At 37.0% G+C, this 18,975-nt stretch carries 19 protein-coding genes; 3 read left to right on the top strand and 16 right to left on the bottom strand.

Annotated features, from left to right (window positions below):
• Nucleotides 1-13 precede the first annotated feature (13 nt).
• Both kynU and H3Z82_RS11285 read right to left on the bottom strand, forming a co-directional pair.
• On the bottom strand, nucleotides 14-1,300 hold the full coding sequence (kynU, locus tag H3Z82_RS11290; RefSeq protein WP_182205613.1) for a kynureninase: 1,287 nt from the start codon (nucleotides 1,298-1,300) through the stop codon (nucleotides 14-16).
• Between the two features lie 228 nt (nucleotides 1,301-1,528).
• Nucleotides 1,529-2,194 carry a hypothetical protein gene (locus H3Z82_RS11285; RefSeq protein ID WP_182205612.1) on the bottom strand — a complete coding sequence of 222 codons (666 nt, stop codon included), beginning with the start codon at nucleotides 2,192-2,194 and terminating at the stop codon, nucleotides 1,529-1,531.
• A gap of 70 nt (nucleotides 2,195-2,264) precedes the next feature.
• Here H3Z82_RS11285 and H3Z82_RS11280 point away from each other — a divergent pair, with 70 nt between their 5' ends.
• On the top strand, nucleotides 2,265-3,068 hold the full coding sequence (locus H3Z82_RS11280) for a class I SAM-dependent methyltransferase (RefSeq protein WP_182205611.1): 804 nt from the start codon (nucleotides 2,265-2,267) through the stop codon (nucleotides 3,066-3,068).
• A gap of 66 nt (nucleotides 3,069-3,134) precedes the next feature.
• Here H3Z82_RS11280 and msrA read toward each other — a convergent pair whose 3' ends face one another.
• From msrA to H3Z82_RS11265, 3 genes are all read right to left on the bottom strand, one after another.
• Nucleotides 3,135-3,785: a peptide-methionine (S)-S-oxide reductase MsrA gene (msrA, locus tag H3Z82_RS11275; RefSeq protein ID WP_182205610.1), complete on the bottom strand. Its 651-nt coding sequence runs from the start codon at nucleotides 3,783-3,785 to the stop codon at nucleotides 3,135-3,137.
• 123 nt (nucleotides 3,786-3,908) lie between these two features.
• Nucleotides 3,909-4,691 (bottom strand): zinc ribbon domain-containing protein, encoded by a 783-nt coding sequence (locus H3Z82_RS11270; protein WP_182205609.1) that lies wholly within the window; start codon nucleotides 4,689-4,691, stop codon nucleotides 3,909-3,911.
• Nucleotides 4,692-4,693: 2 nt separating this feature from the next.
• Complete coding sequence (locus H3Z82_RS11265; protein WP_182205608.1) at nucleotides 4,694-5,788, bottom strand: Nif3-like dinuclear metal center hexameric protein; 1,095 nt, start codon at nucleotides 5,786-5,788, stop codon at nucleotides 4,694-4,696.
• A 74-nt stretch (nucleotides 5,789-5,862) separates the two neighbouring features.
• On the opposite strand from H3Z82_RS11265, the gene H3Z82_RS11260 reads away from it, so the two are divergent.
• Both H3Z82_RS11260 and lpxK read left to right on the top strand, forming a co-directional pair.
• Nucleotides 5,863-6,384, top strand: a complete 522-nt coding sequence (locus tag H3Z82_RS11260; RefSeq protein WP_182205607.1) for a hypothetical protein — start codon at nucleotides 5,863-5,865, stop codon at nucleotides 6,382-6,384.
• A gap of 59 nt (nucleotides 6,385-6,443) precedes the next feature.
• Nucleotides 6,444-7,451 (top strand): tetraacyldisaccharide 4'-kinase, encoded by a 1,008-nt coding sequence (lpxK, locus tag H3Z82_RS11255; RefSeq protein ID WP_317172451.1) that lies wholly within the window; start codon nucleotides 6,444-6,446, stop codon nucleotides 7,449-7,451.
• Here lpxK and H3Z82_RS11250 read toward each other — a convergent pair.
• The 11 genes from H3Z82_RS11250 to H3Z82_RS11200 all read right to left on the bottom strand — a co-directional run bounded on the left by H3Z82_RS11250 (nucleotide 7,444) and on the right by H3Z82_RS11200 (nucleotide 18,908).
• Nucleotides 7,444-9,678, bottom strand: a complete 2,235-nt coding sequence (locus H3Z82_RS11250) for an ATP-binding protein (RefSeq protein ID WP_182205606.1) — start codon at nucleotides 9,676-9,678, stop codon at nucleotides 7,444-7,446. The two genes, lpxK and H3Z82_RS11250, sit on opposite strands and share 8 nt — an antisense overlap.
• A 50-nt stretch (nucleotides 9,679-9,728) precedes the next feature.
• Nucleotides 9,729-10,724, bottom strand: a complete 996-nt coding sequence (gene gap, locus H3Z82_RS11245; protein WP_182205605.1) for a type I glyceraldehyde-3-phosphate dehydrogenase — start codon at nucleotides 10,722-10,724, stop codon at nucleotides 9,729-9,731.
• Entirely contained in the window at nucleotides 10,724-11,602 is an 879-nt protein-coding gene (gene lipA / locus H3Z82_RS11240; RefSeq protein ID WP_182205604.1) for a lipoyl synthase, read from the bottom strand. Before lipA ends, gap begins: the two co-directional genes overlap by 1 nt.
• 52 nt (nucleotides 11,603-11,654) lie before the next feature.
• Nucleotides 11,655-12,869, bottom strand: a complete 1,215-nt coding sequence (locus tag H3Z82_RS11235) for an Nramp family divalent metal transporter (protein WP_182205603.1) — start codon at nucleotides 12,867-12,869, stop codon at nucleotides 11,655-11,657.
• 2 nt (nucleotides 12,870-12,871) lie between these two features.
• Nucleotides 12,872-13,417 carry an RNA polymerase sigma factor gene (locus H3Z82_RS11230; RefSeq protein ID WP_182205602.1) on the bottom strand — a complete coding sequence of 182 codons (546 nt, stop codon included), beginning with the start codon at nucleotides 13,415-13,417 and terminating at the stop codon, nucleotides 12,872-12,874.
• A complete protein-coding gene (locus tag H3Z82_RS11225; RefSeq protein ID WP_182205601.1) occupies nucleotides 13,408-14,520 on the bottom strand; it encodes a glycosyltransferase in 1,113 nt (370 codons plus the stop codon). Before H3Z82_RS11225 ends, H3Z82_RS11230 begins: the two co-directional genes overlap by 10 nt.
• A 6-nt stretch (nucleotides 14,521-14,526) precedes the next feature.
• Entirely contained in the window at nucleotides 14,527-14,730 is a 204-nt protein-coding gene (locus H3Z82_RS11220) for a membrane or secreted protein (RefSeq protein WP_182205600.1), read from the bottom strand.
• A gap of 394 nt (nucleotides 14,731-15,124) precedes the next feature.
• On the bottom strand, nucleotides 15,125-15,928 hold the full coding sequence (locus H3Z82_RS11215) for an anti-sigma factor (RefSeq protein ID WP_182205599.1): 804 nt from the start codon (nucleotides 15,926-15,928) through the stop codon (nucleotides 15,125-15,127).
• 24 nt (nucleotides 15,929-15,952) lie between these two features.
• Nucleotides 15,953-16,480: an RNA polymerase sigma factor gene (locus H3Z82_RS11210; protein WP_182205598.1), complete on the bottom strand. Its 528-nt coding sequence runs from the start codon at nucleotides 16,478-16,480 to the stop codon at nucleotides 15,953-15,955.
• A 224-nt stretch (nucleotides 16,481-16,704) separates the two neighbouring features.
• A complete protein-coding gene (gene murB / locus H3Z82_RS11205; RefSeq protein ID WP_182205597.1) occupies nucleotides 16,705-17,718 on the bottom strand; it encodes a UDP-N-acetylmuramate dehydrogenase in 1,014 nt (337 codons plus the stop codon).
• Nucleotides 17,718-18,908 carry a pyridoxal phosphate-dependent aminotransferase gene (locus tag H3Z82_RS11200; RefSeq protein ID WP_182205596.1) on the bottom strand — a complete coding sequence of 397 codons (1,191 nt, stop codon included), beginning with the start codon at nucleotides 18,906-18,908 and terminating at the stop codon, nucleotides 17,718-17,720. Before H3Z82_RS11200 ends, murB begins: the two co-directional genes overlap by 1 nt.
• Nucleotides 18,909-18,975: the final 67 nt, after the last annotated feature.

The raw sequence follows: 18,975 nt of genomic DNA, 5'->3' as shown, positions 1-18,975 counted from the left end.
TAAATTTCAATTATCATTTCTTTCCCTTTGGGGAGGTTAGGATGGGCTTCAATCGCTCCACCAATTCATAAACGTCCTGATACGAATTATACAGGGGCACCGGTGCACATCTAATCACATCTGGTTCACGCCAATCGCTAATAACGCCAGCTCCTGTTAATTGATGGTGCAATGTTTTATCGGCATTTTTAACCTGAATGGAAAGTTGACATCCACGCTCTTTAGGATTTGAAGGTGTAATGATTTTGATATCTTTATTATTCAGTTGTTTGATGAGAAATTCAAAATAGCCTGTCAGGTGTTTTGATTTTTCAGTCAACTTTTCCATGCCTACTTCTGAAAACATATCCAGTGATGCTCTGATGGCTGCCATTGATAATATTGGAGGGTTGCTCAATTGCCAACCTTCAGCGCCAGGGAGTTGGTCAAATTCGTCGCGCATTTTAAATCGTGTTTCCTTATTGTGGCTCCACCATCCTGCAAACCGATTGAGGTCTTTATTGTGTGCATGGCGTTCATGTACAAAACAGCCTCCTAAACTTCCCGGTCCAGAATTCAAATATTTATAGGTGCACCAAACCGCAAAGTCAGCCCCAGAATCGTGAAGGTCCAATTTGACATTTCCAGCGCCATGGGCACAGTCAAACCCGACCATACATCCATATCGATGTCCAAGTTGGGTAATGCGTTTCAAATCAAAAAACTGCCCTGTATAATAGTTGACACCGCCAATCATCACCAAAGCGATTTCATCTCCCTGTGTTTCCAAAATAGCCTCTAAATCGTCATAATTAGCCAATTCTTCACCTTTTCGAGCTTTCCAAAGCACCAAACCATCTTTTGGATCGAATCCATGATGGCGCAATTGCGATTCTACAGCGTATTTATCTGATGGAAACGCATCGGCCTCAATCAGAATTTTATAGCGTTTTGAAGTCGGCTTATAGAAGGAGACCATCATCAAATGAAGGTTAGCCGTCAAGGTATTCATGACCACCACTTCGATGGGTTTCGCACCAACTACTTTTGCCATGTTCTCTGTCAGGAACTCGTGGTAATGGAGCCAAGGATGTTTGGCATCAGTATGACCTTCAACGCCTAAATTAGCCCAGTCTTCCAACTCTTGATGGATATAGTCTCTTGTTGATTTGGGTTGGAGTCCAAGTGAATTTCCAGTCATGTAAATGACCTCCTTACCCTGATTGTCTTTCGGAATATGGAAACGATTTCTATAAGATGCCAAAACATCATTTTGATCTTGTTGCTTAGCGTATTCTAATCCTAATTGATAATTTGACAAGGTGAACTGATTTTGGGTTTCACACAAAAATAAGAATTATAAGTTTAGGATTTGCTTTAGAAAAGACTTTTGAAAATGTAGTTTCACTAAAAAAAAAGAGCTTCAACTTTAATTAGTGGAAGCTCTTTGAATATATATAGACGCATACTGCGGAATACTCTTTCGGTATATCTTATATACGTCCTATAGCAATAGTTTGGATGACGACATCACTATTAAACTTGGTTTTTATTTCACAATTTTGATATCGGTGAAATGGAGTGTCCAATCCTCATTTGGTCGTTTATGGGTTTTAGCAATTTTAATACCGTTAAAATCTTCGTAATTCTCCCATGTGGTCATCATGGAAGGCTCTTGAGAATTTCCTTTTCTATAGACCCATTCTTTAAGTATAAAATCCTCGTCAAAAAATAGGTCATAGGCATCACCAGGCGTATATCCACCGTCATCAGAATAGGTAATCGTTATTTTATTTAGTTGTGCTTTGCTGATTGGAGATTCGACTACTGAACTCTCTGAAATGCTTGCAGAAGTATCCCATACCAATTGAAATGGTGCCAAAAGCCAATACTTATCGTTGATAAAGGCCTTGTCCGCATTTAGAGAGATGCTGTCCATAGATTTACGATTGTAGGCTACAGTGTCTTTACCTAAAACCATCATGACATCATCTGATTTCGGATGCCAAGTCCAAGAACGCTCAAAATGGGTAGTATCTCTATCAACGTTGAACGTGAATTGTATTTCAGATACATCTTTCCAGTTTTCAAAACCGTTGGCGTTCGCTATTTTTTCGGCGGTAGACCATTCTTTTTCGTTAGATTTTGTTTCTACTTTTTGTTTACAAGAAAAAAAACAGACGAATACAGTGACAATAATTAGAGTTTTTTTCATTTTAAATCTTTTTATAAAGATACGGAAGAATGTTTCAGAAGCTTTAATTTTAGATTCTAAATCGGAACTTATGGATCAAAATGATGATTATTTTAAAATAAATAAATCGACATGGAACAAAAAGGTTAAGGTTCATGCTGAAAGTAAAATGTATGATATGGACGCTTTCAGAAATGGAAAATCATCCTTAATGTCTTATGAATTGCAGGCTCTTGGCAATGTGAATGGTAAAAGTCTATTGCATCTGCAATGTCATTTTGGACAGGACACCTTGAGCTGGAGTAGGATGGGAGCGCAATGTTTAGGTGTTGATATTAGTGATGAAGGGATTGCTTTAGCGCAACAATTGAATGAAGAATTGGGTCTGGACGCTAAATTTGTTTGTTGCAATGTGCTTGATACTTCTGAAATGGTTTCTGAAACTTTTGATATTGTTTTCACCAGTTATGGCGTGATAGGTTGGTTGCCCGATTTAAAACCCTGGGGCCAAATGATAGCAGAGCGTTTAAAAAAGGGAGGCACTTTTTTTATGGCTGAATTTCATCCTATGGTCTGGATGTTCGATTATTTGGAAGGCAAACCAAATTTAAAATATGGTTATATGCAGAAGGAAGTCATTTATGAAGAATATGAAGGAACTTACGCCAACACCAATTCAAAAATGATAAGCAAGGAATATGGTTGGAACCATGGTTTGGGCGAAGTGGTTTCTGCATTATCCGAAGCGGGATTGCATATTGAATATTTAAAAGAATATGATGAAAGTCCGTATAACGTGTTGCCAGACTTGGTGGAAATAGATTCAGGAATGTACGTGACTAAAGACAGACTTTATCCGTTAATTTTTACGTTGAAAGCAACTAGGATTAATTGAAAAAACCTCACAGGTTTCAAAAACCTGTAAGGTTTGGTAAAGTAAATTTCTGTTATTTATCCAATCTTAATCTTTGATCAACTCTGGGAACTTGGCCTTAAAGCGTTCATATCGTGGGATGGATACATTTTGGATATAGGGATTATTAGGATTTTTTTTCTCGTAATCTTGGTGATAGTCTTCCGCAATCCAGAATTTTTGAAAAGGATAAACTTCCGCAGCTATAGTTGCATTTAGTTTTTTTGCCAAGTTCGATTTTTTCTCTTCAATTATCTTTTTCTGCTCTTCATTCTGGTAGAAGATGATGGATCGGTATTGTGAGCCTCTATCACCACCTTGACCATTGACTTGGGTTGGATTCTGTGAGCCAAAATAAACATCTACTAAAGTGGCAAAACTCACGACATTTGGGTCATATATAACCTCTACAGCTTCAGCATGTCCTGTTTTACCTGTATTGCTCGATTCGTAAGTAGGATTTTTGGTATGACCACCTGAATAGCCACTGATGACCTCTTCAACACCTTTAACATGCTCATATATATTTTCGACACACCAGAAACAGCCACTGGCAAAGTAAGCTTTTGCCTTACCATCCTTCATGGGGACCTCAATCGGATCTGCCGTTTGAACAGCCAGCTGTTTGGGGTTGGTTTGGGCCTTATTTTGACAACTAAATAAAACCATAAGGGATAAGGATAAAATAAGAGATTTCATAAGTTTTGTTTTGTGAGTAGTCGTTTGATCGTTTTAAAACTTAATGTGTAAATAAGAAAGTTATGTTAAAATAAAAAAGCCTTCACAAAATTGCAAAGGCTTTATAACTATCTGAGATTATGTTTAGCTTAATTTGGCAAACATTTTTTCCATTTTTGCTTTCTGTTCTTCGGCTAATTCGGCATCAACCAAAATACGTCCACTATGCTCGTCTGTGATTATTTTTTTACGAGAAGCAATTTCAACTTGCACTTGTGGTGGAATGGTAAAGAAAGAACCTCCTGAAGCACCTCTTTCAATCGCTACAACAGCCAATCCGTTTTTCACACTTCCTCTAATTCTTTGGTAAGCACTTACTAGGCGTTTATCAATAGTTTCTTGGTATTCTTCCGATTTTTTAATCAGTGCCGATTCTTCTTTTTCCGTTTCAGCCAAAATAGCATTCAATTCACTTTTCTTATGCTTCAAATGCGCCTGACGCTCTTTTAAACGTTCTTTGGTGTCAGCTACAATTTCTTTTTTCTGCTCTATCTGTGCCTTGAACTCTTTAATGTGCTTTTCCGCCAATTCAATTTCTAAATCTTGGTATTCGATTTCTTTGGTGATGGAATTGAACTCCCTGTTATTTCTAACATTCTTTTGTTGCTCAGCATATTTCTTGATCAAAGCTTTAGCCTCCTCAATCAAATTCTTTTTAGACTTGATGTCATCATCAATTAGGGCTAATCCGCCGTTTAATTTTTCAAGTCTCGTATTAAGTCCTTCAACTTCATCTTCTAAATCTCTTACTTCCAAAGGAAGCTCACCTCTAATATTTCTGATCTCGTCAACTCTTGAATCAATAAGTTGTAAATTATACAACGCTCTTAATCGGTCTTCAACAGAAAGTTCAGCTTTTTTTGCCATAATTATAAATACTTTACAGGATTGGTGTTTATCTTTGATAAAACGACTGCAAAATTAGTAATTTTTTTTGAGAGATAGTTAGCTAAAAAGGTTTTTGTGAACTGTTCGCTTTCATAATGACCAATATCTGCTAAAATTATTTGATTTTCGGCGGCAAAAAAGTCGTGATATTTTAAATCTGCTGTAATGAAAACATCAGCTTTTGCTGATCTTGCCGCGGCAATGGCAAAACTGCCCGAGCCGCCAAGTACGGCAATGCGCTTTATCTTATCTTTAATTAAATTTGAATGTCTTATACAAGAAACATTCATTTTCTGTTTTACAAACTGTAAAAATGCTTCAGCATTTATCTCATTTGGAAGGTCGCCAACCATCCCAATGCCAATGTGCTGGTTGTAATTGTCGAGTGTGGTAATTTCAAATGCAACTTCTTCATATGGGTGACTTTCAAAGAGCGCATTGAGTATCTGACGTTCTAAATGCTTTTGAAAGGTGACTGAAATTTGAGTTTCCTGCTCTTGACGGTATTCTCCGCGTTCCCCAACTTTCGGATCAGAAGCCTCATTGCCTTTAAATGTGCCAGTACCTTCTGTGTTGAAACTGCAATTTTCATAGTTGCCGATGGTGCCGGCTCCCGAATTGAATAAGGCAAGACGTACGGTATTGGCGTTCTTTTGAGGAACAAAGGTGGTCAACTTTTTGATAGTGCCTTGCTGAGGCAATAGTATCTTCTTGTTTCCGATGCCTAAAGTATTACAGATAATATCATTAACGCCTTGCAAACTATTGTCCAATGCCGTGTGGATCGCGAAAATGGCAATGTCATTCTTAATGGCTTTTAAGACGGCACGCTCAACATAATTAGAACCATTCAGCTTTTTTAGTCCTTTGAAAATGATGGGGTGAAAACTGACAATCAAGTTACAGTTGCTATCGATGGCTTCATCCACAATACTTTCTAAAGTATCTAAGGTAACCAGAACTCCGGTAAGCGGCGTATTCTTATTTCCTACCAACAGACCAACATTGTCAAAATCTTCAGCATAAGCTAAAGGAGCCAATTCTTCGAGATGGGTGATGACATCTTGTATTATCATGTTATTTTTAGATTTTAGGTTACTTGCAAAGATAAAATATTATATTTTCGTTGTAAACATGTCCTTTTGTAATTATGAAACATTTTCTGATTCTCACGTTCGTTATAAGTTTTTTCTCCTGTCAATCCGTAAAGAAAAATCCGTCAGAGGCTTCAGAGCCGGAACTTCCCAACACTGATTTATACGAACCTCTTGAAAGCGAAGCCTCTTCTGATGAAGAAAATTATCAGGCCGCAATCAATTTTATAAACTCATATATCGAAAGTATAGGTGAGGTTGAGATTCTTGAATTTGTGAGAAATTCACCTTTGGCTTCCGAGAAATTAAAATCAGAATTAGAAAATATCGTCATTTTGGCTTGGGAAGAAAACCCGAAAATTGGATTGCTGGCAGATCCATTGGTTGATGCACAGGATTATCCGGCTAATGGCTTTGAACTTTATGAACATAATGCAGCAACAGGCTATGTGATTGTTAAAGGAATTGATTGGGATGAATTTAAATTAGCCATGCAACTGGTGAAAGAAGATGGCCATATATTGGTAGATGGTTGCGGAATTGTGAATATGCCTAAAGCTAAACGCGTTGAACGCTAAATGGCGAAATTGATTTTTTAAAGACTAATTGGACCTGCTGACGCCTACGACCTGTATTTATGATGAAATTATTAAGATATCTTCTTTTCCCAATTGTTCCCATTTACTATTTGGTTACCTGGTTTCGGAATAAACTCTATGATTGGGGTGTTAAAAAATCCACATCTTATGATTTTCCTGTAATCTGTGTCGGAAATTTGAGTGTTGGAGGCACTGGGAAGTCACCAATGATTGAATATTTAATTCGATTATTGAAATCAGAGCATCATCTGGCTACACTCAGTAGAGGCTATAAAAGGCAAACAGAGGGATTTGTAATTGCCGATGAGAACGCATCTGCAAGTTCTATTGGTGACGAACCGTTTCAGTTTTACCAAAAATTTGAGGATATCATTGTTAGTGTTGATGCCAATAGAGTTCACGGCATCAGTCAGTTAACGGCTTTATCAAATCCGCCTGAAATTATTTTGCTTGATGATGCTTACCAACATCGAAAGGTCAAAGCTGGGTTTAATATTTTATTGACAGCTTTTGATGATCTTTATACCAAAGATATCCTATTGCCTACCGGAAACTTGAGAGAGCCAAGACAAGGTGCTGACCGTGCTGATATCATTGTTGTGACTAAGTGTCCAGAAAATTTATCGGAAGAAAGAAAAGCACACATTGTCAAGGGAATAAATCCGTTGAGACATCAACATGTTTTTTTTGCGAGTATTGTGTATGCCACCAGTGTAAGAAATAATAGCGATCAGTTGGAGTTGAGAACACTTAAAAACAGACCGTTTACATTGGTTACTGGAATTGCCAATCCGAAGCCTTTAGTGGTTTATTTAAAATCATTGGGATTGGAATTTGAGCATTTAAAATATAAAGACCATCATGATTTCAGTGAGACTGATATTATTGGCTTAAAACAAAAACCATTAATTGTGACCACCGAAAAAGATATGGTACGCTTGCAGCCCCGTTTTAAAGAAAGCGGAGTCTTATATTATTTGCCTATTGAAATAAGAATTGATAGACCATCAGAATTTGATACTTTGATAGGTAATTTTGTTAAATAGACGTTGCTGGTTTTTTATGATTTGATTTTAATTCGTTGTAAAGTTTCTTCTCGAAATCTTCCTGTTTGAAAGGTTTTGAAATAATATCATCAAATCCAGCATCATCAAACTCTTGCATTTTATCTTCTATTGTAACGGCTGTAAGCGCAAAAATTGTAAGATCCTTGTCAAAGGTTCTAATGATTTTAGTAGCTTCAATTCCGCTTATCCCAGGCATGTGGATGTCCATCAAAACAACATCGTATTGTTCCTGTTGGACACGATCCACCGCATCTTCACCATTATCGACAACATCACAATAAAGGTTCATCTTGTTTAAAATCTTACGGGTTATCATTTGGTTGATCTTGTTGTCTTCAACAACCAAAATTTTGATATTTGTTAAGTCCAATGTATTAAATTCGTTAAGGGTTTTAGGTTTTGTAGTGATTACTGGTTCAGGTGCATAAAGTAGAGGGATTTCAAAAATGAAGGTTGATCCTTTTCCGAGTTCGCTTTTTAAATAAATTTTTCCTTTTAAAATTTCAATAAGTCCTTTTACAATGGAAAGCCCAAGTCCTGTGCCGCCATATTTTCTGTTGATTTGGATGGAACCTTGAGAGAAGCTTTCAAACATATTTTCTTGTTTCTCTTTAGTAATTCCGATACCATTATCTTCTATTTCAAACCTTACAATATAATTGTCTCCTGTTTGTGATTGCTTCTTTAGTCGCACCCAAATATCACCATCCTTGGTGAACTTAATGGCATTGCCGATGAGGTTGATCAGTATTTGGGAAATCTTTAATTGGTCTGCAATAAATGTGGTAGGTAACGCATTGTCAAATTCGTAATGAAGTTTAACATTGTTATCCATGGCAGAATTGCTCAACGCTGAAACCACGTTTTCCACCTTTTTCTGCAAATTGAAAACTTCAGGGTCTAAATCAACTTTGTTGGCTTCAATTTTATTGATCTGTAAAATATCATTGATAAATGTTAAAAGATAATCACCAGAAAATTTTAGCGACTTTAAATGAGGGAGCTGATCAGGTTTTGGCTCCTCATCCAAAAGCATATTGGTCAAGCCCGTTACGGCATAGAGCGGCGTCCGTAATTCGTGCGTAACGGTTGATAGAAAGTTGGCTTTGGTTTTAGAAGCTAACTCAGCTTTTTCCTTAGCCACAATAAGCTCATCATTTTTTTTATGGAGCATATTGTTGGTTTTAAGCCTAATGTTGTTGTTTTTGTAAAGCGATAAGGTCAACAATGACAATATGGTAATTAGTGCAATGCTTAAGATAGTGGTAATCCGAGTCAGATTGTTGGAAGCATCAGCTTCTTCAAGCTTTACTTCCATTTGCTTGCGTTCAGAATCTTTGTATTCTGTTATAAACTGTGCTTTTTTCTCTGGTGATAAATTTTCACGTTTAATATCTAATAGCGAATCTGATAATTGAATGTGCTTTCTTAAATATTCATTGGAAAGCTTGTAGTCTTCATTGGCTTGATAAATATCACTCAAGGTCAAATAGCCATCATTGATGTATTCGGGAATGTTGTTGGTTTTAGCAAGTTCCAATCCTCTATTCGCCATAGATAGCGCTAAATCTTCATTATCCAATTTGTTTAGTGCTTTTCCACTGTTAATGTAGGCACTACTTAATACCCCAATTTGGTCATGTTTTTTGGCTAAAATTATTGCTTTTTCAAGTTTTGCCTTGGCGGTTTTATAGTCTTCCAATTCAATATATACCTTGGCCTCATTAAGGTTAACATCCGCAATGAGACGCTCTAGGCCTTCTTCTTCAAATTTGGTCTTGGCAGAATTAAAGTAATCCAAAGCAATTGGATATTCTTTTTTGCTGGTATGTAGAATGCCACGTATATTATAGGTAATAGCCAAATTGGCATAATCGTTGGTCTCTCTCTGCAATTCAGCGGCTTTAGTTAAAGAGACTAATGCATTTTCTGGTTCTTCAACAATAAATTGGACTTTTGCGATCTTGGTATGGATGCTACCCTCACTTTTCTTATCACCAATTTGCTTAGCAATAGTTAAGGCTTTTTCAAGATTTTCTTTAGCGTTATAGTAATCACCACGCTCCGTTTCAAAACCGGACTGTGTAATGTAGTTTTGAATGCGCATCTCAAGAACGTCAATATCTTCGGTAGCATTATTTTGAGAAAATAATGTCAGAGAAAAAAAGACAAGAAAAGCAACTATATAGTATTTAGGTTGGGACATTTTGGGTCACTTTGTAAAAACAAATATAATTATTTATTCGACAAAAGCGACTATTTCTTCGACATATCGCAAATTAAATCTATAATTCTACTTGAATATCCAGTTTCATTATCGTACCAGCCCACTATTTTTATCATGTTGCCGATTACTGAAGTCATTTGGGAATCAAAAATACAGGAGTGCGGATTGCCAACAATATCAATGGATACTATAGGGTCTTCCGTATATTCCAAAATACCCTTAAGGCTTGTTTCAGAGGCTTTTTTGAAGGCTTCGTTGATATCGTCAATCGAGACTGTGTTTTCAACATTTAAAGTGATGTCCGTTAAGGAGCCATTCGGGACAGGAACCCGAATGCCGCAACCGCCAATAACATCGCTGAGATTAGGAAAAATTTTGGTCAGGGCTTTTGCTGCTCCAGTAGTGGTTGGAACGATAGATTGCCCAGCGGCCCGGGCACGTCTTAAATCTTTATGCGGTTGGTCATGTAAACTTTGATCTGTAGTGTAGGAATGCACGGTGGTAATATACGCCTGTTTGATGCCGCAAAGATCATTGATCACGGCCAGCATAGGAGCAGCGTTATTAGTGGTACAGGACGCATTGGAAATGATGGTTTCCGTTCCTGTTAAGATATGGTCATTAACGCCCAATACGACGGTTTTTATGGAATCATCTGTTGGAGGAACAGATAAAATGACCTTTTTTGCGCCGTTTTTAATGTGGTTTTGTAAATGGTCTAAAGTCTTGAACTTCCCTGTGGCTTCAATAACAACATCAACATCATAAGGTGTCCAGTCAATATTCTCGATCGTTTTGTGATTGAGCAAAGGAATTGATTGCTCATCAAAAATAATGCAGTTCTCTTCAGAAGAAATTTTATTTTTTAAAACGCCATGAATACTGTCGTATTTTAAGAGATGGCTCAATGTTTTGGCATCAGCCAAATCATTAATGGCAACCACCTGAATGTCATTACGCTCTTGAATAAGCCTGAAAACGCGTCGACCAATTCGTCCAAAGCCGGTGATAGCGACCCTGATCATTAGTGAATGTGTTTTTGAGCTTTGTAAGAAGATCTTACCAAGGCGCTACTTTCTACGTGACGGAAGCCAAGTTCCAGTCCGATATTTTCATACTCCTTAAACTGGTCAGGAAGAATGAACTGCTTTACTGGCAAATGTTTTTTACTAGGTTGCAGATATTGCCCAATGGTGACTACATCCACGTCATTTGCTCTTAGATCGTGAAGGGTTTCAATAACTTCTTCACGCGTTTCGCCTAATCCTAGCATGATACCCGATTTTGTTCGGCGTTGTCCCTGAGCTTTTAAATATTTAAGAACGCCTAAACTACGGTCGTATTTTGCTTGTATTCTTACTTCTCGCGTCAGTCTTTTAACGGTTTCAATATTATGCGATACCACTTCCGGAGCTACCTCCACAATCCGATCAATATGTTTTTCTATTCCTTGGAAATCGGGAATCAATGTTTCTAAGGTTATTTCAGGATTCATCCGTCGTACAGCTTTCACGGTTTCCGACCACATGATACTTCCCATATCCTTTAAGTCATCTCGGTCTACACTGGTCAAAACCGCATGCTTTATTTGCATGATTTTTATGGAGCGCGCTACCTTTTCTGGCTCATCCCAATCTAAGGTTTCCGGACGTCCAGTTTTTACACCACAAAACCCACATGAGCGCGTACAAATATTACCTAAAATCATAAATGTAGCGGTTCCTTCGCCCCAACATTCCCCCATGTTTGGGCAGCTGCCTGAGGCACAAATGGTGTTTAAGCTATATTTATCTACCAGACTTCTAAGTTCTGTATATTTTTTACCAGTAGGGAGTTTTACTCTTAACCATTTCGGTTTTGGTTGACGTTCTGGAATTGCTTTTGTAATAGTTTCTGCACTCATTTATTAGGAAGTTTACAATTACAAAGGTACAAAGTAAATTTGAAAATAGATATTATAGCGTGGTCAGATACCAAATGCTGAAGCCGATTAAAAATAGAATTCCTAACCAGCTAAGTACGTGCATTTTCAAAGACGGTCGCCATTCAACAGGGGTGTGTTTGCTACTGATGAGCTTGTAATTTATAATGGCATAAAATGGAGCGGTCAAAAATGATATGATGGTGGCCACTTTAATGAGGAAGCCCATTTCTGACCCGAGAAAGAAAAATATTGAAACAGTTCCGACAATCAAAACACAAATCCACAACAGATAATTGCGTTTTGAAAAATGGCCAAAAAGTAATTCGGTTGTTTTAGCCATTGTTCGTGGTGAGGCGTCCAAAGTGGTTAAGGTAGTGCTGAACATCGTGGTAAATGCGGCAATACCGATAACAAGATAGGACCAGTTTCCTAAACTTTTAGTGTACATAGAAATCAGCTGATTAGAAAACACACTGGCTTTGTCACTAAAAGTGGTGCCACTTTGAAACATTACCAATGCACCGAGTGCCATAAATCCGAGGCCAATGATAATGGTAGCTAAATAGCCAACATTAAAATCGAATAACGAGGACTTTAAATCATAACTTTTGTTTGTTTTACGTTTTTCCAATGCCCATAATGATTGCCATATTGAAATGTCCAATGGCGCTGGCATCCATCCCATAAATGCAATTAAAAAACTAATTTCTAAAGTGTTCTCTGGTAATTTTTGGATAAATGAAAGTGGCTGTGGGCTCGTGTTTGCCGCAAGCACAACAGCAATTATGGTGCTTATTGTAAGTGTTATTACGATGATTTTCATTATTTGATCAAGTAGACTGTACTTGCCTTTGATCAAAATAAGCGCACAGATGGAAAGAATAATGACGGCCCATATTTCTGGTGAAAGGAAACTTCCAAAGAGCATGGAAGCTATGCCCGCAGTCACAATAGTTACCGTAGTCTGGATGGTGAACATGGTAGTAAAAGTCAGCAGGAAATAAATCAGCAATACAGGCTTCCCCATTTTTTTATAGCCATCTAAAAGGCTTTCTCCTGTTGCCAAAGCATATCTTGGCGCAAATTGAAAAAACGGGTATTTAAAAATATGGACTAAGAGCAAGGCCCAAATCAAACCATAACCAAAATCGGCACCCGCGCGTGTGGATTGTACTAAATGAGAAACACCAATGGCAGCACCGGCAAACAATAACCCGGGACCTAATTTTTTGAAACTAATTTTCACTGCTATTTCGTAATAATGTCTGCCAGCAACTTTTTTGCTCTTAAAAGCTTCACCTTGACGTTGTTTATAGGCTCATTAAGTTCTTCGGATATTTCCTTGTAAGTTAATTCTTGAAAGTATCTCAAATTGATGACTTCTTGATAATGCGGTTTCAACTTCTTGATATCCCGAAGCAATTTTGCCAAATTCTGTTCAGTGATCAGTTTATCCTCTGGCGAAGGTGATTCATCAATAATATATTGAAAATGATCGGTGTCATTCTGGTTTGATCTATTTTGAATGGAGGATTTTCGTTTCCTCAATAAATCAATATGGATGTTTTTGGAGATGGTAATCAACCATGTTTTAAATTCGTAATCCTCGTTATATGTACCTATTTTGTCAAAGGCTTTTGAGAATGTCTGGATGGCGATATCCTCGGCATCATTTTCATTTTCGGTACGCTTTAATTGAAAACCATAGACGTCATTCCAAAAAAAATCCAATAAAGCATTAAATGCAGATTGGTCATTTGTTTTAGCCTTTTTGATGATTTCCTTTACTTCCAACGATTAGGTTTTGAGATGAGATTTTTTATAAAGATAGAAAATTGGGTCAGAATTAAAAATATTTCGAGAACGGGAAAGAAAGGAATTAAATCTTTCTCTTCTAATTTCTTAGCAGCTAAAGTCAAGTTGATAAACAACACCAAATACCTTAAGCCTATAAGTCCAACTACAATTTCCCAATTAAAAAGTGTACTAATCAGAGTAATACCTAAGGCAAAAAACAAAAACTGAGATACGTAAAACAACGATAACATGGCCTTATGTTTGGCTTTATAATGCTTAGCGGTTGAGATATGTCGTCTCTTTTGAATGATCCATTCACTGTAGGATTTTTTCGAAACAGACTCCGTAAAACTGTTTTTAGACAAACAAATGGCGGTATTTTCTGCTGTGGCAATTTGATTCACAAAAAGATCATCATCTCCTGATTTGATATGCATGTGATCCATAAAACCTCGCGCTTTAAAAAACAAGTCTTTGGTATAAGCTAAGTTTCTTCCCACACCCATATAAGGCTGACCCAATTTGGCATAAGAGAAATATTGGACAGCGGTCATTAAAGTTTCAAAACGGATCAATTTATTTAAAAATGAATTTTTGACTTTTGCATAGGCTCCATATCCCAAAACAATCTGGTGTTCAGTTGAGAAGCAATTGCTCATCTCCTTGATCCATTGGTTGGAGACTGGCTTGCAGTCGGCATCCGTAAATAAAAGATGATTATGTGTTGCCGCCTTAATGCCTAAGGTAAGCGCATATTTCTTGTTGCCCCAAAACGCTTCAATGTTTTTGACGTTGACAATTTTGATGTTGCTATGTTTCGCCTTAAAACGCTCCATAACTTTTAAAGTAGTGTCAGTAGAGCTGTCGTTGATCAGTACCACCTCGAAGTTTGGATACTCTTGATTTAAAATGGAGGGTAGAAACGTTTCTAAATTGTTGGCTTCATTTTTGGCACAGACAATTACCGAAATAAAAGGTTTAACGGTGGGAGTGTTGCCATGGTTTTTCTGATTGACCTTAGAGAAAGCGTATGCGTAAAAAAATAATTGAACAAAAATGACTACAATGAAGATGTAGAAAAGCACTTGAAAAACAATCATTAACTGCTAAGAGTGTTGAGGTTCGTTACAGTTTTCAAATTGATCAGGTGTTTTTCCGCAGAACCCACAAGAGTCGCCTTCTTTGTTTAGCATCGGATTTTGGCTCGCACAAGTACCAGCAAACTTACCGTCTTTTTTAGCCCATATTTTTATAGTAATACCGGCAATTCCAAGACCTAAAAGAATGAGTGTAATGAGTATAAGTTTCATCAGTTAAAAATTTGTACAAAGATACAGGTTTTTTGGGATATTTTCAGGTATCTAATGCTTCATCTTGTATAAGTTTTCTTCATCTAATAAGGTTTAATTCCTTAGGATTTTGATTGGTAACATATTTAGGGTGGAAGCTTCTATGTTGGATTAGAAAATTAATCCGTACCAACGGGTTTTAATATTTCGAAAATTGTGTCTATTGACAGGAAAGGCCTTTGTTCAGCGCATTTTTGCTTGGCAAAGTTCCATAGCGCAAGCATTACAGCCGATCTTTATGACCTGTTGTTGCTAACCAAAAAATGAAATACAAAAAAAGAGGCTGCCTCTTCAGGTAGCCTCTTTAAATGTGGTACAAACATCCAATTGATTTTGAATTAAGCATTCACAAGCTCTATTTGTTTTTTAGGGTGATTTCCGCAACAGAGTTTTCAGCATGCGCCTTATTGATTTTAGAGCCTACTTTTTGTTCTATTGTAATACTTAAGCCAAGTGCGTTCTCCATATAAGGGATTGTTTTTAATTTACGCTCTGACTCATCTAAAATACCAAGGTTGACCATTCTGTCCTGTAATTCAGCCCAAATCTGATAAGTTTGATTTTCAGGGAGTTTGGGCAATGAGACCACATCAATCATAGATGTTTTATCGACCGCATTAATGTAGGCTACGGTTTTAAGGTCTTTAGCTCTTGAATTTCCTCTTAAAACATACTTTTCCGTCTCAGGGTTATTCAGTTTCATAAATTCAAGCATCACGCTCTCAAGTCTTTTGTTGTTGGCTTCAATATCACTTCTAAGATCAAAAATTTCTTCTACAACCACTTGATTTTCATGATTGAGGGAAACGTTTTGTTCGTGAAGTAGAAATGCCGTGCCAGCAAAAATAAAAGCAGCAATGCTTGCTGCAATACTGAACCATGGCGTTCGGTTGTGAGTGGGAGCTGAGTGCATTTGAATAACAGGTGCATCTTCAGTAATATCTCTAATAACGGCATTCAAAACATAATTTGGAGCTTCTACCGCATTTGCTTTCGCTAAAATTTCTAAATTATCCTGTAGTCTCTCATACTCAGCTTGTACTTCAGGAAATTCAGCAATATAACTTTCAACTTCTAAATTTTCATTAGGAGTTGTGGTACCTAAGATAAAACTATCCAATAGGCCCGATTCCATAAAAATTTGTAAATTTTTTTCCATTTTTTCCATCCTTTAAAGTGTCCTTTAGTTGAAGAGTTTACGCAAATCTCTCAAACCAATTTTCAACCTAGATTTTATAGTACCTAATGGAATGTCTAATTCATCACTAGCTTCTTGTTGAGTCATGCCTTCAAAAAACAAGGCATTTAAAACTATTTGATACTTCTCTTCTAGTTTGCCAACGTGTTCTTTTAAATCGATAACATCTTGATTTAAAGTCGAGGTTGGTAGAATATATACGTCTGATTTGTCAATTTGGACTTCTTTATTAAAACGATTATTGAAACTTCTAAGTTTGTCAATAGCTGTATTGCGTGCAATTCTGTAGAGCCATGTAAAAAGTTTTGCCTTCTTGGAATCGTATTTTTTTGCGTTTTTCCAAATCTTTACAAAGCTTTCCTGCAAGGCATCCTGAGCGATTTCTTCATTCTTGGTTATTTTTAAAATAACACCGTAGAGGCTATCTGAATAATTCTCATAAAGTAAATTAATGGCAGCTTTGTCTTCTTTTTCAAGAAGCTGGACAATATGTTCTTCTAAGGAATAGCTCAAAAGTTAAAATTTAATTTAATGTAAGGTTTAAATAGTCCAAATCTGTATTTTGGACGTATATCATATTAAGATAGTAAAATTACAAATAAACTACTTTATTATTAGAATATTGTATTTATATCGGTAGTGTCGGAATTTCTTCTTCTTAGAAAATTGATTAATAGCTTATTCATTTGACGCTGCAGTAATTATTTCAAGGCTTCAACATCTTTGTTGAAGCCTTTTTATATGATATTTACTTCAGTTTCTATGGTAATTCCAAAAATCCGTTTTATCGTTTTTTGAATGAGTTTCGCTAAATCAAAAATATCAGAGCCTTGGGCACCTCCATAATTGACCAATACCAAAGCTTGTTTTTTATGAACCCCATAATTGTTAAAAGTTTTGCCTTTAAAGCCTGACTTTTCAATCAACCAGCCTGCGGGTACTTTCACTTCATCTTGAGATACCACATAAGAAGGCATATCGGGGAAATTGATTTTAAGTTTCTCAAAATAGATATTGGAGATCACTGGGTTTTTAAAGAAACTGCCGCTGTTTCCAATTACATTAGGGTTAGGAAGCTTACTTTCCCTAATGGCAATTACGGCTTTTGAAATGTCCTGAATCGTGGGGTCAACTACGCCCATACTTTCTAATTCATTTGTAATTGCACCATATTCTGTATGTAACTGATGTTGGTGTTTACGCAATCTCAACGTGGCACTTACAATAACGTAGCGACCTTTCTTGTCTTGCTTAAATACAGATTCCCGATATCCAAACTGGCATGCCTCTTTGGTAAAGGTTTCAATTGCTTTAGTTTCTATATTCAGCGCCTCACAAGATTCGAAAACATCTTTTAGTTCAACGCCATAGGCGCCAATATTTTGAATGGGTGCAGTCCCGACATTGCCTGGAATGAGCGACAGGTTTTCAATGCCACCAAAATCCTGCGCCAAGCACCATAGCACAAACTGATGCCAGTTTTCACCAGCGCAGGCCTTTACAAGAACTTCGTCTTCATCTTGGTTGATAATTTCAATGCCTTTGAGAGCCAAATGAATGACCAAGCAATCTAAATCTTTTGTAAGCAACATGTTGCTGCCACCGCCTAGAATAAATTTATTAGGATAATTCTCCAAACTTAAGGCGTCTTTTAATTCCTGAATACTATTAACCTGCACAAAATATGTCGCACGAGCATCCAGTCCAAAAGTGTTATAGGGCTTTAACGATATGTTTTCTTGAATATGCACTAGTTTGGATATGCTTTTAAGGCTTCACCTAAGATAAAAACTGCTTTAATTAGACTTTCTTCATTGAGCACGTAGGCAATTCTAACTTGATTCAACCCTACATTGGGCGACGAATAGAATCCTGCGGCAGGAGCTACCATGACCGTTTCCTTATTGTAGTCATAGCTTTCCAAAAGCCATTGAGCAAAATGATCGGCGCTTTTTACGGGTAATTCCACAATGCAATAGAACGCCCCTTTTGGCTCTGCAATTTTTAGACCCTCAATCTTTTTCAATTCTCTGATGAGTATGTTTCTTCTTTTACCATACTCTTCAATAACATTATCAAAATAACTTTGCGGCGTTTCTAACGCAGCTTCACTTGCAATTTGTGCTAATGTTGGAGGACTTAATCGTGCCTGTGCAAACTTTAAAGCCGTTGAGATGAACTCCTTGTTTTTAGAAACCAAATACCCAATGCGCGCACCACACATGCTATAGCGTTTTGATACTGAATCAATTATAATGGCGTGGTCTTCAAGACCTTCTTCTTGCATGATGGAGTAAAATTCATTGCCATCATATACAAATTCTCTGTAAACTTCATCCGCTATCAAAAAGAGGTCGTACTTTTTTACAAGGGCGGCCAATTGTTTAATTTCTTCTTTAGAATAAAGGTATCCGGTGGGATTTCCTGGATTGCAAATTAAAATAGCCTTTGTTTTATCTGTTATCAGTTTTTCAAATTCTTCTATGGGCGGTAAGGCGAAATTATCGTCTATTTTTGAAATTACCGGAACCACTTTTATATCGGAAGCTGTAGAGAATCCGTTATAATTTGCATAAAAAGGTTCTGGGATGATGATTTCATCATCCGAATCCATCACACTGCCAAAGGCGAACAACAAGGCCTCGCTTCCTCCTGTGGTGACAATGATATCGCTATGGTCAACATGGATATCGTTTTTGGCATAGTATTGTGCTATTTTTTTTCTGTATTCTTCAGATCCTTCTGAACGGGTATATGCTAAAATGTCCAAAGAATGAACCCTAACAGCATCTAGGGCTATTTCTGGTGTTTTGATGTCAGGTTGTCCAATGTTTAAATGATAGACGGTTTTTCCTTCTTTATAGGCTTGTTCGGCGTATGGAACTAACTTTCTAATTGGAGATGATGGCATCATCTGTCCTTTTTGTGAAATTTTTGGCATGAGCTTAATGTTTAAGAGGGTAAAGTTCTGAAAATTATCTCAAAGAATTTTGAAAATCATCATCTAA

It is taken from the genome of Gelidibacter maritimus (genome assembly GCF_014062315.1).
Taxonomy (GTDB): domain Bacteria; phylum Bacteroidota; class Bacteroidia; order Flavobacteriales; family Flavobacteriaceae; genus Gelidibacter; species Gelidibacter maritimus.
This window is presented reverse-complemented; position numbering and strand designations above follow the sequence as displayed.